Source organism: Prochlorococcus sp. MIT 1307, from assembly GCF_034092395.1.
In the GTDB taxonomy this organism is placed as follows: domain Bacteria; phylum Cyanobacteriota; class Cyanobacteriia; order PCC-6307; family Cyanobiaceae; genus AG-363-K07.
Window position 1 is genome coordinate 1,502,388 of record NZ_CP139301.1, and the last position, 13,895, is coordinate 1,516,282.

Genomic DNA, 13,895 nt, shown 5'->3' on the forward strand with positions numbered 1-13,895 from the left:
TAGGGCACAAAATGCGGTGCTACTTTTCACTTAACCAAGGCATGTTGATTCACGACTTCAGCCATGACAGAAGCTCTAAAAGGTAATCTTCCTCAAAGCATCGCCAGCACTGGTGGCTTGCTTAATTCTGCGGAAACAGAAGAAAAGTATGCAATTACTTGGTCTAGTTCCAAGTCACAAGCATTTGAGCTGCCTACTGGTGGGGCAGCTGTGATGAACGAGGGCGACAATTTGATGTACTTTGCTCGTAAGGAGCAATGCCTGGCCCTCGGAACTCAATTAAGGACTTTTAAGCCAAGAATTGAGGACTACAAGATTTACCGAATCTTTGCTGGTGGTGATACTGAGTTCCTTCACCCTAAAGATGGTGTATTCCCTGAAAAGGTAAATGAAGGACGTCCAATGGTGGGCCACAATCCACGCCGTATTGGTGAAAACCCAAATCCAGCAAGTGTTAAGTTCAGCGGCAAGCAAAGCTACGAATAAATTCAATCAATACAACTACAATTTGCCTGTTCATTTGGGCTCCAGGTTAGAGCTGCAATGATCTCTTCATGCAAAGCTCAGACTTTGACTCATTTTTAGAGTCAGCCTCAAACGGCGCCAATTTCATCCCTGTAGCTCATAGTTGGCCTGCAGACCTTGAGACTCCCTTAACTACTTGGTTAAAGGTTGGCCACGGCAAACCACCAGGAGTCTTGCTGGAATCTGTTGAAGGTGGAGAAAATTTAGGGCGATGGAGTGTTGTGGCCACTAATCCTTTATGGACTGCTAGTGCCTATGGAGATCGCTTACAACGTATTTGGCGAGATGGTCGAATTGATGAATCACAGGGAAACCCTTTTGAAGAACTACGACGCTGGCTTGCTCCTTATAGGTCGTTAAGCAAGCCTGAACTTCCTCCACTTGGTCAGCTTTATGGGATGTGGGGATATGAATTGATTCAGTGGATTGAGTCAACTGTGCCTGTGCATACGAGGAAAGAACAAGACTTACCTGATGGTGTATGGATGTTGATGGATAGCATTTTGATTTTTGATCAAGTTAAACGTCTTATTACTGCAGTGGCCTATGGGGATTTAAGTAGTAACCAGTCGCCGGAGGAAGCATATGAGGGAGCTTGTGAGCGTATTCAGAACCTTGAAAAGCTTATGGAAGAGCCCCTTCCTGCTATGAAGCCTTTGCGCTGGAGAGAGAATGGCTTAGCTATACCCAGAACGAAACGTAACTTTCGCAAATCTGACTTTGAGGCTGCAGTGCGCAATGCCAAGGAACATATTGCTGCTGGAGATGTGTTTCAGCTTGTTCTTAGTCAGAAGCTAGAGGCTCGAGTCAATCAGGATCCCTTTGAGTTGTATCGCAGCTTGAGAATGGTAAACCCCTCTCCTTATATGGCCTTCTTTGATTTTGGAGATTGGCAGCTTATTGGTTCTAGCCCTGAGGTCATGGTTAAGGCTGAGCCAACAATTGATGGTATTCGTGCAAGTCTTAGGCCAATTGCAGGTACTCGGCCTCGTGGTCGCAATGAGAAGGAAGATTTAGAATTGGAAGCAGATCTGTTGTCTGATCCTAAGGAAAGAGCTGAGCATGTGATGCTTGTAGATTTAGGGCGCAATGATCTTGGTCGGGTTTGTCGACCAGGCAGTGTTGCGGTTCAGGAACTCATGGTGATTGAGAAATATTCCCATGTGATGCATATCGTTAGCGAAGTCGATGGCTTACTTTCAGTAGGGAAAGATGTCTTGGACTTATTGATGGCTTCATTCCCTGCAGGGACTGTTAGTGGTGCACCAAAGATTAGAGCTATGCAATTGATAAATGAGCTTGAAACTCAAGCAAGAGGACCCTATTCGGGGGTTTATGGGTCATTGGATTTGAATGGAGCTTTAAATACTGCGATTACTATTCGCACAATGTTAGTGCGAGCACATCCTCAGGGCGGTTGGCTTATGCAGGTACAGGCAGGAGCAGGTGTTGTCGCAGATTCGGTCCCCACTTCTGAATATCAAGAGACCTTAAATAAGGCCAAGGGAATGTTGACGGCTCTTGCGTGCCTTAGTCCGATGAAGCCATGACGCGAGAATATTTGCTGAAAGGATTCGAAGTTGAACTTTTTACTGGACTTGCAACTGGTGAGCATGTGGGTGTTTCAGCTGATGTTTCTAAAGACCTTGCAGGTTTTGTAAAGGAACCAGATCAAAGAAATCTCGAATACATTACAGCTCCAATTCGTAAGTATGAATGTTTAAAAGAGGCCCTTCTTACTCCTAGAAGAAGATTGCGTGAGTGGTTAGCTGTTAGGCAACTCACTCTTTTACCTGGCAGTACTCTAAGTCTTGGTAATAGTGCACAATTTGAACGTTCAGAACCCTCAAATCCCTATCATGATTTGATTGAGGCTACTTATGGGACAAGAGTAGTTACCACTAGCATTCATATCAATCTGGGTATAGCAGATTTACCTAGGCTTTTTTCAGCTCTTCGTTTGGTTAGGTGCGAGGCAGCGCTGTTTCTTTCATTGAGTGCTAGCTCTCCTTTTCTTGATGGCAGACCTACAGGTGCACATTCCCAGAGATGGTTGCAGTTTCCACTTACGCCAAAAAAAGTGCCCCTTTTTCTAAATCATGCTCATTATGTGCATTGGCTTGAAGATCAGCTTGCTAATGGAAGTATGTGGAATGAGCGTCACCTTTGGACTTCGGTTCGTCCGAATGGGCCCTCTCGGCCACATGACTTGAATCGCCTTGAGCTTCGTATTTGTGATTGTATAACCAATTGCGACTTGCTTTTGGCTATTACTGCTCTGCTTGAGCTCCGGCTTTTAAAACTATTTCAGGACCCAGACCAGCTTGACCCTTTAAAAGTAAGTCGTTTATCAGCGGTAGAGCTTGCAGATTTAAGTGATATGAACGATTCAGCAGCAGCTCAAGATAGTCTTGATGCAACTTTGCACTCTTGGTTAGACGGTAAGCCAATTCTCTGCCGTGAATGGCTATACAACTTGCTTGAGAATGTTACGCCTTTAGCTAAGGATATTGAGATGTTTCATCTGCTTGCCCCAATTCAATCCGTTTTAGATCAGGGGAACCAAGCTATGAAATGGCTCAAGAAACATTCCTTAGGTGATTCAGTTGAGGATGTTGTACAAGAAAGTATTGCAGAGATGGAAGTAGAAGAAATCGCGACTACTAAGAGCGAGGCCATTTTGGGATGATTATGACCAATAATGATTCGACTAGTTCTTCCAAGGAGCAATCTTCCATTCATTTACCTGGTGGTCAAAATATCAATTCTCAAGAAAGTGATCATGATGCCAGCCGTTTGCTTCAGCAACGCTTGGAGTTAGTTGAAGACCTTTGGAAAACAGTTCTAAAAAGTGAATGTCCACCTGAGCAAACAGAACGTCTGCTACGACTCAAACAACTTAGTGATCCAGTTAATGTTGAAGGGGCGAATACGACTACTAGTGATGCCATTGTGCTACTAATTCGTGAAATGGATCTTGCGGAGGCTATTTCCGCTGCTCGTGCCTTCTCTCTTTATTTTCAGTTGGTCAATATTCTTGAGCAGCGAATTGAGGAAGATAGTTATCTCGCAACTATGAGTCGCTCTCAAGACCAAGCTTCACAAGATGAATGTTTGGACCCTTTTGCTCCTCCCTTGGCTAGCCAGACAGCTCCAGCAACATTTAGAGAGCTTTTTCAGAGACTTCGTGGATTAAATGTGCCTCCTGCACAGTTGGAGAAATTGCTTCAGGAGATGGATATACGCCTTGTTTTTACAGCTCACCCTACTGAGATAGTAAGACATACAGTTCGCCACAAGCAACGCCGGGTGGCCAGCCTTTTGCAGTTACTGCAGTCTGATTGTTCAGCGCCTGGACCAGATCATGAGAGCCTTAGACTGCAACTAGAAGAGGAAATCCGTCTTTGGTGGAGAACTGATGAGTTACATCAATTCAAGCCGACTGTTTTAGATGAAGTTGATTATGCACTTCACTATTTTCAGCAGGTTTTGTTTGATGCAATGCCTCAGTTGCGTCGACGTATTGCTTCAGCTTTATCGGCTAGTTATCCAGATGTACAGATTCCTCAAGAGGCTTTTTGTACTTTCGGATCTTGGGTGGGCTCAGATCGTGATGGCAATCCATCTGTTACGCCTGAAATTACTTGGCGCACAGCTTGTTATCAGCGTCAGCTGATGCTTGAGCGCTATGTAAGCGCTGTCCAGAAATTAAGAGATCAATTAAGTATTTCCATGCAGTGGAGTCAGGTCAGTACACCATTGTTGGAGTCATTGGAGATGGATCGCTTGCGATTCCCTGACGTGTATGAAGAAAGGGCTGCTCGCTATCGATTAGAACCTTATCGATTAAAACTTAGCTATACCCTAGAAAGACTACGATTAACTCAGCAACGCAATCAACAACTTGCTGAAGCCGGCTGGAAGACATCACTTGAAGGACTGAACCCCGCGACTCTCGATTGCAGTGGTGGAGATGAACTTCACTATGGATTAATTACAGAATTTCGAGGAGACTTGGAACTGATTAGAAATAGCTTGGTGAGTACTGATCTGAGTTGTGAGCTTCTCGATACACTCTTGACTCAGGTACATATTTTTGGCTTTTCATTGGCAAGCTTAGACATTCGCCAGGAAAGCACTCGTCATAGTGACGCACTTGACGAATTGACTCGATATCTCAAGCTTCCAAAGGCCTATGGCGAGATGGATGAGGGAGAACGTGTGCAATGGTTAATGCAAGAATTACAGACACGCCGCCCATTAATTCCTTCTGCAATTACTTGGTCCCCCACTACATCGGAAACAATATCTGTGTTTCGTATGTTGCATCGACTACAGGAAGAATTTGGAAGCCGAATTTGCAGGACTTATGTGATTTCTATGAGTCATACGGTGTCTGATTTACTTGAGGTTCTTTTGCTAGCAAAGGAAGCCGGATTAGTTGATCTTTCTGCTGGCACTGCTGACTTATTAGTTGTTCCTTTGTTTGAAACTGTTGAGGATTTACAGCGAGCACCGGCAGTGATGGAGCAATTGTTCCAGGAAACTATGTATAGAAATTTGCTGCCTCGTGTTGGCGAAAGTTTTCAGCCTCTCCAGGAATTGATGCTTGGCTATTCCGATAGCAATAAAGATTCAGGCTTCTTGTCTAGTAATTGGGAGATTCATCAAGCACAGATTGCTTTACAAGACCTTGCCCAAAGGCAAGGCGTTGTTTTGCGTTTATTCCATGGTCGAGGTGGCTCTGTAGGTCGAGGAGGCGGGCCAGCTTATCAAGCAATTCTTGCTCAGCCAAGTGGAACCCTTCAAGGACGAATTAAAATTACGGAGCAGGGCGAGGTCCTTGCTTCTAAGTACAGTCTCCCTGAACTTGCGCTCTATAACCTTGAAACGGTTACAACTGCTGTGCTTCAAAATAGCTTGGTTACAAATCAGTTAGATGCAACACCAAGTTGGAATCAACTTATGAGTCGACTAGCTGCAAGCTCTCGTGAGCATTATCGTGCACTAGTTCATGATAATCCTGATTTGGTCGCGTTTTTTCAAGAGGTTACCCCTATTGAAGAAATCAGTAAGTTGCAGATTTCAAGCCGTCCTGCACGTCGTAAAACTGGAGCTAAGGACTTGGGAAGTCTTAGAGCGATTCCATGGGTGTTTGGTTGGACGCAGAGTAGGTTCCTCTTGCCTAGCTGGTTTGGGGTAGGTACAGCTCTTGCTGCTGAAGTCGAGTCAGATGCTGACCAATTGGATTTGCTAAGAAGATTGCATCAACGTTGGCCATTTTTTCGTATGTTGATATCAAAGGTTGAAATGACTCTATCGAAAGTAGACTTAGAATTGGCCAATCACTACATGATTAGTCTTGGTAGTGACGTTCATCGAGATGCTTTTAGATCCATATTTGACACTATTTCCACTGAGTACAGTCTGACGAAGAAGTTGATTTTGGATATAACAGGGAACTCTAGATTGTTGAGTGCGGATCCTGCATTGCAACTCTCAGTCGACTTGCGCAATAGCACTATTGTGCCATTAGGTTTTTTGCAAGTTGCTTTATTGCGAAGATTACGTGATCAGAATCGTCAACCACCTATTAGTGAGACTATGGGCGCAGAAGGTGATGGTGGCCGTACTTACAGCCGTAGTGAATTACTGAGAGGTGCTTTGCTCACAATTAACGGAATTGCGGCAGGTATGCGTAACACTGGTTGAGGTTTTGTTCTCTTTTCGTCAGCGATCCCCCCATTTACCATCTGGCTTTGTCTTAGATATTGACTATGTACCTTCTCCAGATGCTTTAAATCGTCTTTTGGCTAGATGTAATGAAGAGACTCACCCCTCTAGGAGATTGGCTTTGGCATTGGAAAAGAGTGATTTTCATCTAAGCATCTTGGAAGAATCAAGTGGGAAACTATCGGGTTTTGTAAGGGCTACAAGTGATAAGGGATTAAATGCAAACCTATGGAACCTTGTCGCGGAGCCATCTTTTGCTCAAGGGCAATTGCTAGCAGTTTTAGTGCATCGTTCATTAGGAATTTTGCGCAAAAAAATGCCTGGTTGCAGTGTTTCAGTATCAGCTCCTGTGATAGCACTGGAAGCATTGAAAGAAAATGGATTTTTAATTGACCCAGGAGGCATTCGTGCGATGGGCTTCAAGCTTCGTTAATTACAAGAACTTTAAAATTTACGAGCATGGAGGGACTCGAACCCCCGACTCTCAGAACCGGAATCTGATGCTCTATCCAACTGAGCTACATGCCCAAACATCAGCTTGATGCAGATGTATGAGAGCCACTTTCTAGCAGTCTCATTACAATTAGCTTAGCCAAAAGATGCCCAAAGAAAGATTCGGCTTCACCAGCTCGAGCTCTATTCATTCCGTAATTACAGTCGGCTTAATTTTGAGCTGACTGAAAAACGTTTGCTGGTTGTAGGGCCTAATGGAGTTGGAAAATCAAATCTTTTAGAGGCAGTTGAGTTGCTGGGTAGTCTGCGCTCACATCGCGCTAGTAGTGATCAGGACCTTATTAGTTGGGATAAAGAGAGGGCGTTATTGCGTGCTACAGCCAATAACACTGAAGAGCTCCAATTGGAGTTACGAAGAAAAGGAGGAAGACAGGCTCATCGAAATCAAAAACCATTATTGCGTCAGCTTGACTTGATAGGTCCCTTGAGATGTGTTGGCTTTAGTGCTCTTGATTTGGAATTAGTGCGTGGTGAACCGGGACTGAGACGGAATTGGCTAGATAGAGTGATTCAACAATTGGAACCAATTTATTCAGATTTGATAAGTCGCTTTGGAAAATTACTGCGCCAAAGAAGTCAGATTTGGAAACAATCTCACAATTTTCCTCTTAAAGATCGAGATGCGTTGTTAGATGCATTTGATTCCCAAATGGCTTTAGTGAGTACACGTATTCATCGCCGTAGAAGTCGCGCTTTACGACATTTAGAACCATTGGCAGCTACATGGCAACAGAGATTGAGTAACAGTCAAGAACATTTAGAGCTTTCTTATTTACCTGGAAGTCTTTTAGAGGGAGAGGAGGAAGAAGAATCTTGGAGAATATCAATAGAACAGCAATTACTGGCGCAAAGACCTCATGAAGAGAAGTTAGGTCGTTGCAAGATTGGTCCACATCGTGATGAGATAGGTCTTTTGCTTAATGGAAATCTTGCTCGGCGTTTTGCTTCGGCTGGGCAGCAAAGGACATTAGTTTTGTCTTTAAAACTTGCTGAATTGGAATTAATAGGAAAACTTTTTGGGGAACCACCGATATTGCTGTTGGATGATGTGCTTGCAGAATTAGACCCCACTCGACAGCTGCTTTTGCTTGATGCGGTTGGAGATTCTCATCAATGTCTTGTAAGTGCTACTCATTTGGAGGCATTTGAAGGAGATTGGCAGAAGCATGCACAAGTGGTAGAAGCAGAATTATTGCGCGCAATGTAAGAGGTGTCGGCTAAGGTAGGCAGTCATTTTTAATTTGCCAATGGAGCATATTTTGCCTTGCTTGCATCCAAATCCTGGATGGATAGATAGTGATATTGTCCACACCCCTGGAACAGTTACTACTAGTGCTGCCGAAGTTGTGGGTAAGCATTGCATTCTCGAACTTTATGAATGTGACACAGCCAGATTGAATGACGAAGCATTCTTGAGGACCACCATTACAACTTCAGCAAAAATGTCTGGAGCTACTCTTCTCAACTTAATTACTCATCGATTTGAGCCTCAAGGAGTAACTGGATTGGCTCTTTTAGCTGAATCTCATATTTCTATCCATACCTGGCCTGAAAATGGTTATGCAGCTGTGGATGTTTTCACTTGTGGTGACCATACGATGCCAGAAAAAGCTTGTGAGATACTTCGACAAGAATTTCTAGCAAGACGTTTTTCTTTAAAAAGCTTTCAACGTGAAATTCCTGACACCTTAAGTAATACACTTCGCAGGCCACATTCTGTTAAGCAAGTAAGTCGCTGACTATTGATATTATTTGTTGAGTATAATAAGCCACTTATAGTTTTTCAATTGATCTGAATCCATATAATTAACTGGCTATTTGTTAACTATTCTTTTGGTGTTGATCTCGGTTCAGCTTTCCACTAACTAATCCTTCTAGATCAATACTTACTGATGTAAACCCTATAGATAAAAAATAATTGACGATATTATCTCGACCTATTTGAGAAATTAATTCTTCAATTTGATTTGTAGGAACCTCTATTCTCGCAGAAAGGTTGTGTGTTCGTACTCGTATTTCATCAAATCCATTCGCTCTCAACCAAGCTTCGGCATCTTCTACTTGTTTTAGTCGTTCTGATGTTATTTCTTCACCATAAGGAAAACGTGAAGCTAGGCAGGGTTGTGAAGGTTTGTTCCACCAAGAGAAACCTAATGATTGTGATATTTCACGGATTTCAACTTTGTTCATTTCTAGTTCGGCCAGAGGAGATCGAACACCTGCTTTACGAGCAGCTTCAACACCTGGTCTATGGTCACTGAGATCATCAAAATTCACACCATCAATTACTTGGCAGCCAGGGGAAGCTTGAGCTATTTCACTTAGATGAAGGTGTAACTCTTGCTTGCATGCAAAACATCGATCTCTTGGATTTTTGCTGTAAGAGGGATCTTGAAGCTCTTTCGTGATGCATTCTTGGTGACGAATGCCTATCCATTTCGCTTGTTGCCGTGCTTCATCTCTTAAATGGCTGGCAAGTGATGGAGAAATACCAGTAATTGCTAATGCTTGTGCACCTAGTTGTTCTTGAGCAATTGCGGCCACTAGAGAACTGTCAACTCCTCCTGAATAAGCTACGCATACTTTTTCGAAGCTCCTTAGCTTCTCTCTCAAGAGTGCTAATTTCTTTTGCTTTGCCTTGGGCAAAAGTTTCAGCTGACGAAACATTTTTCTCCGGCAATCCTTTGAAGACTACCTTCACTGATTGATCAAGTTAAGCTCCAAACATTAAGAGGTCCATACATGGTGTTAAAGCCTGAAGACTCCAAGGCAATTCGCCGAGGACGTGTAAGAGGTATTGGCATAGTTACTGCTGCTGATAGCAAAGAACGGAGCCATGGTCAGCTTCATATTTATGACGGCGAGGGTAAAGGGAAAAGCCAGGCGGCCCTGGGAGTTGTATTGCGAACTATTGGTTTAGGAATATGTGAGCAGCGACGAACTCGGGTGCTTCTTCTTCGGTTTCTCAAAGGACCAGGTAGAGCGTATGACGAGGATGCAGCGATAGAGGCTTTGCAGCAGGGTTTCCCACATTTAATAGATCAGGTGAGAACAGGAAGAGCAGATTTCTTCACTGCTCATGAAGCAACAGAATTCGACGCCATGGAAGCGCAACGAGGGTGGGATATAGCTAAGGGAGCTATCGCAAGCGCACTTTATTCAGTTGTTGTGCTCGACGAGTTAAGCCCTGTATTGGATCTCGGATTACTTCCTGTCGAAGATGTTGTGCGTACCCTTAATGATCGACCAGAGGGCATGGAAATCATTGTTACTGGCAGGGGAGCACCTGCTTCTCTTGTCAGAGTTGCTGATTTGCACTCTGAGATGCGGGCACATCGACGCCCAGAAATTGATTCTGAGAATTTAACTATTCCTAATTCCATTGGTGGTATTGAGATTTATACCGGAGAGGGGAAAGGTAAATCGACGAGTGCATTAGGTAAAGCTTTGCAAGCGATAGGTCGTGGAATCAGCCAGGATAAGAGTCATCGAGTACTTATTTTGCAATGGCTAAAAGGCGGAAGTGGGTATACAGAAGATGCTGCAATAGCTGCACTTCGTGAGAGTTATCCGCATTTAGTCGATCATCTTCGCTCGGGCAGAGACGCAATTGTTTGGCGTGGTCAACAGCAACCTATTGATTATGTGGAAGCAGAGCGTGCTTGGGAAATAGCAAGAGCTGCCATAGCAAGTGGACTATATAAAACAGTAATTCTTGATGAATTAAACCCAAGTGTAGATTTGGAACTGTTACCTGTAGAGCCAATAGTTCAAACTTTACTTAGAAAGCCGGCAGAAACCGAAGTGATTATTACTGGGCGCTGTAAGAATTTGCCCTCTTATTTTGATCTTGCAAGTGTTCATTCAGAAATGGTGTGTCATAAGCATTATGCTGAACAGGGAGTGAACCTAAAGAAAGGAGTCGACTATTAACTGTACTGTTGGGAGTTAATAATTAGATGATTCTTTTGGCATATCTGCACTCCACGCATTCATGCCGCCAGTGATATTGATGCCTTGTATGTTATGCCGCCTAAGCTCTATTAACGCTTGAATTGAACGGCTACCACTTTTGCAGATAGCATAAAGTCGTTGATTATTTGAAAGCATATTTCGTATAAGCTCAATTGCTTGATCATTTTTAATGCTTGGGAGTGGAACTGATATTGCTCCTTTAATTGAGGATAACTCATACTCTTTTGGATTACGTACATCTATCAACACAATACTTTCTGAATCATTTTTAATCTCTTCTTTAAGCATCTGAACGGAAATACTTTTTATTGAAAAAGTCTCAAGACTATCTTTTGCATGGCTTTCTAGTGAGCAAAATTCTTCATAATCAATCAAGCAATCTATTTTCTTTTGATCAGAACTTGGGTTTAAAGTTAATTCTCTGAATTTCATTTCTAGAGCATTGAAGACTAATAACCTTCCACAAAGAGGCTTTCCTATGCCCGTAAGTATCTTTATCACTTCGGTAGCTTGAATTACCCCTATTAATCCTGGTAGAACACCAAGTACTCCTCCTTCTGCGCAAGAGGGAAGCATGCCTGGTGGCGGGGGGTCGGGCATTAAGTCCCTATAATTTGGACTTTGCTTATTTAAATTGAAAACTGTTACTTGGCCTTCAAAATGAGCAATAGATCCATATATATTTGGCTTTTTTAAAAGGACACATGCATCATTTATTAGATATCGACTAGGAAAATTATCTGTGCAATCACAAACAATATCGAACTTTGGAATTATATCTAGCGCATTCTTACTAGTAAGTAGGGTTTGGAAAGTTTTAACTTTGCAATTTGGATTTATTTCTAGAATCCTCTCTTTTGCAGAAGCGGTTTTGGGTTTTCCTAACCAGCTGACTCCATGCAGTACTTGTCTTTGGAGGTTTGAGTCTTCTACGCAGTCGGGATCGACAATACCAATTTGCCCCACGCCTGCAGCGGCAAGATAAAGCAGGACTGCGGAACCCAGTCCACCACCACCAATACATAAGACTGAGCTTGCTTTTAGTCGCTTTTGGCCTGTTAGGCCTATTTCTGGAAGAGTTAAGTGACGGGCATAACGAGCAATCTCCTCTTGACTCAATTCAATTCCACGGGCTTCGTGGTCTTGCATCAGGAATGAAAAATACTCTTCTATCGTCTTACTAAGTCTTCCAAATTGCCACCTCTATTGGTGGAAAAGTTTCATCTCCACCCATCCACCATGCACGCACTTCGCCAAATTGCCCAATAATTAACATTAACCCAGGAGAAAAATTCAGATTTCGATCGATGGAAGATGGGATTGGATCTCCAGTTGGGTGGGAATGAGCGCTTCCTACTACTTCCCAATTATGTTCTCTTGCCCAATGCTGTGCTTGGAGTTGTTCACGGGGATCTATTGCAAATCGATTTTTCTTTGAATTATCTTTTTGAAGGACACTATTTGGTTCTTCAGGAGATTCAAGAAAATTAATTATCTCTGAACCCCAGACATTGCAGCAAGGCCAAATCATTTGCAATTGCAGGATATATTCTGCTGGTAAAGAGGTTGATTTCTTTAGATTGCCAAGCAGCAAAGCGCAGCCTTCATTAGGGTTTACAGCGAGTAGTGTTTCGCGAAGTACTGTCAGGCATTCTCCAATTAATTCAATACCAATTGGTCTTTTCATTGGCAGATTGCATAGGTTCGGAATTCTCTATATCGAGGTTCGGGGTTATCTCTATTTAGAACCTGGCATTTATTAGTTAAATTCGATACGCTCATTACAAATTGCATTTAGCGTTGTGTTCATGAGTGACTCCAATCCAGAGGAGAATCAAGCTCCTGGCTTCGAAACACCTCCTGTCGACAATGTTGCCAACAAAGTTCAGGAAAATAGTGTCTCTGACCGGTTCACTGAAGTAATGGGAACAATTAATCAGACTTTGGGCAAGATCGATTGGAGTCAAATGGGCAAATATGGTAAAGCACTGGGAATTATTGCTGTTGTAATTGTTGCGCAGGTAATTATCAAGGTAGTTATCGACACAATAAATTTCTTCCCTGTTGTGCCAGGACTTCTTGAGCTTCTTGGTGTTGTTGTACTTGGGCAATGGAGTTGGCAAAACTTATCAACTAGCGATAAACGGAATGCTGTTTTTGAGAGAGTTCAGACTTTGCGAAAGGAATATTTGGGGTAAGCCTTTATCTTCCCATCAGAGACATTAATAAAGAATATTTCTTTTAATATTTTCTAAAGTTGTGAGGCATTGAACTTTATATGCACCTCCAAATATATTTGCATGATTGAGTAAGTGATACAAGTTATAGATATCTACTCTCGATTCTGCTGTAGATTCTAGAGGGAAAATACTTTCATAACCTTTATAAAAATCTTTGGAAAACCCTCCAAATAGTCTTGTCATAGCTATATCTACCTCTCTATCTGCCCACCAAACGGCAGGGTCAAAAATCACAGCTTTTCCTTCTTTTGTAATACCTGCATTACCACTCCATAGATCCCCATGAACAAGAGTGGGTTTTGGTTTATGTCTTTCCAGAAAAACTATTAAAGACTCTAGTAAATCTTTCCAATCAGAAATATTTAGCCCCCATTTTCTGGCAATTTTTAACTGTGGAAGTAAGCGTAGATTAATAAAACATTCACCCCAACTATCTTTCCATCCTCCTATTTGTGGACCAGCTCCAATATATCCATGCTCCTCCCAACCGAATTTTTCTGGGTGTTGGGCTAATGAAGACTGGTGAAGCAAAGCCAGTCCTTTCCCTATAGCAGTCTGACTCCCATTGCCTAAATCTAGCCATGGTAGAAACAACACTGAACCGTTTTCGAACTTTTTTAGTAGTAAAGGTTTGGGAATTTCAATCGTATGCTTATTAGCGAATTTTGCTAGTGAGTTCAGTCCGCTGGCTTCGAAGCTAAGTTTTGGAAAATCTTCAACCGCCGCAGTTTTAGCAAATAACTGCCTTCCATCACTCAATGTCAATCTCCAAGCTTTGTGAATGCACCCACCTGCTACAGAATTAATTTGTGAAATTGATTGACCTGACCCATCTCCCTTGGCGCCCAAGAGAGCTTGTTGGAGAAATTGATGCATGTACTTTTCTTCTTTTAACTCTTCCAACATGAT

Annotated in this window: 13 protein-coding genes and 1 tRNA gene; 9 read left to right on the forward strand and 5 right to left on the reverse strand. The window is 42.7% G+C overall.

The genetic code is table 11. The features are described 5' to 3' along the window. Positions 1-63 precede the first annotated feature (63 nt). The 5 genes from SOI82_RS07635 to SOI82_RS07655 all read left to right on the forward strand — a co-directional run bounded on the left by SOI82_RS07635 (position 64) and on the right by SOI82_RS07655 (position 6,691). Complete coding sequence (locus SOI82_RS07635) at positions 64-486, forward strand: photosystem I reaction center subunit II (RefSeq protein ID WP_320666841.1); 423 nt, start codon at positions 64-66, stop codon at positions 484-486. Between the two features lie 68 nt (positions 487-554). Then, positions 555-2,075, forward strand: a complete 1,521-nt coding sequence (locus SOI82_RS07640; protein WP_320666842.1) for an anthranilate synthase component I family protein — start codon at positions 555-557, stop codon at positions 2,073-2,075. Continuing rightward, the gene (gene gshA / locus SOI82_RS07645) at positions 2,072-3,214 is read left to right on the forward strand and encodes a glutamate--cysteine ligase (RefSeq protein ID WP_320666843.1); all 1,143 of its coding nucleotides are present in this window, start codon (positions 2,072-2,074) and stop codon (positions 3,212-3,214) included. The genes SOI82_RS07640 and gshA overlap by 4 nt, the downstream gene beginning before the upstream one ends. Beyond that, positions 3,211-6,237, forward strand: a complete 3,027-nt coding sequence (ppc, locus tag SOI82_RS07650) for a phosphoenolpyruvate carboxylase (RefSeq protein ID WP_320666844.1) — start codon at positions 3,211-3,213, stop codon at positions 6,235-6,237. Before gshA ends, ppc begins: the two co-directional genes overlap by 4 nt. Before the next feature lie 4 nt (positions 6,238-6,241). Then, positions 6,242-6,691 carry an N-acetyltransferase gene (locus tag SOI82_RS07655; RefSeq protein ID WP_320666845.1) on the forward strand — a complete coding sequence of 150 codons (450 nt, stop codon included), beginning with the start codon at positions 6,242-6,244 and terminating at the stop codon, positions 6,689-6,691. A 21-nt stretch (positions 6,692-6,712) separates the two neighbouring features. Here the strand turns inward: SOI82_RS07655 and SOI82_RS07660 are convergent. Further along, positions 6,713-6,786: transfer RNA gene (locus tag SOI82_RS07660), tRNA-Arg, on the reverse strand. Positions 6,787-6,871: 85 nt separating this feature from the next. On the opposite strand from SOI82_RS07660, the gene recF reads away from it, so the two are divergent. Beyond that, on the forward strand, positions 6,872-7,978 hold the full coding sequence (gene recF, locus SOI82_RS07665) for a DNA replication/repair protein RecF (protein WP_320668391.1): 1,107 nt from the start codon (positions 6,872-6,874) through the stop codon (positions 7,976-7,978). A 40-nt stretch (positions 7,979-8,018) separates the two neighbouring features. Then, complete coding sequence (gene speD, locus SOI82_RS07670; RefSeq protein ID WP_320666846.1) at positions 8,019-8,510, forward strand: adenosylmethionine decarboxylase; 492 nt, start codon at positions 8,019-8,021, stop codon at positions 8,508-8,510. An 82-nt stretch (positions 8,511-8,592) separates the two neighbouring features. Here the strand turns inward: speD and larE are convergent, their stop codons facing one another. Continuing rightward, the gene (gene larE, locus SOI82_RS07675) at positions 8,593-9,438 is read right to left on the reverse strand and encodes an ATP-dependent sacrificial sulfur transferase LarE (RefSeq protein WP_320666847.1); all 846 of its coding nucleotides are present in this window, start codon (positions 9,436-9,438) and stop codon (positions 8,593-8,595) included. Positions 9,439-9,513: 75 nt separating this feature from the next. On the opposite strand from larE, the gene SOI82_RS07680 reads away from it, so the two are divergent. After that, complete coding sequence (locus SOI82_RS07680; RefSeq protein ID WP_320666848.1) at positions 9,514-10,704, forward strand: cob(I)yrinic acid a,c-diamide adenosyltransferase; 1,191 nt, start codon at positions 9,514-9,516, stop codon at positions 10,702-10,704. 15 nt (positions 10,705-10,719) lie between these two features. On the opposite strand, the gene moeB is transcribed toward SOI82_RS07680, so the two are convergent. After that, positions 10,720-11,895 (reverse strand): molybdopterin-synthase adenylyltransferase MoeB, encoded by a 1,176-nt coding sequence (moeB, locus tag SOI82_RS07685; protein ID WP_320666849.1) that lies wholly within the window; start codon positions 11,893-11,895, stop codon positions 10,720-10,722. 31 nt (positions 11,896-11,926) lie between these two features. Further along, the gene (locus SOI82_RS07690) at positions 11,927-12,433 is read right to left on the reverse strand and encodes a M67 family metallopeptidase (RefSeq protein WP_320666850.1); all 507 of its coding nucleotides are present in this window, start codon (positions 12,431-12,433) and stop codon (positions 11,927-11,929) included. A 121-nt stretch (positions 12,434-12,554) separates the two neighbouring features. Here SOI82_RS07690 and SOI82_RS07695 point away from each other — a divergent pair, with 121 nt between their 5' ends. Beyond that, positions 12,555-12,944, forward strand: a complete 390-nt coding sequence (locus SOI82_RS07695) for a CAAD domain-containing protein (protein ID WP_320666851.1) — start codon at positions 12,555-12,557, stop codon at positions 12,942-12,944. 24 nt (positions 12,945-12,968) lie between these two features. Here the strand turns inward: SOI82_RS07695 and SOI82_RS07700 are convergent, their stop codons facing one another. Then, positions 12,969-13,892 (reverse strand): fructosamine kinase family protein, encoded by a 924-nt coding sequence (locus tag SOI82_RS07700; protein WP_320666852.1) that lies wholly within the window; start codon positions 13,890-13,892, stop codon positions 12,969-12,971. Positions 13,893-13,895: the final 3 nt, after the last annotated feature.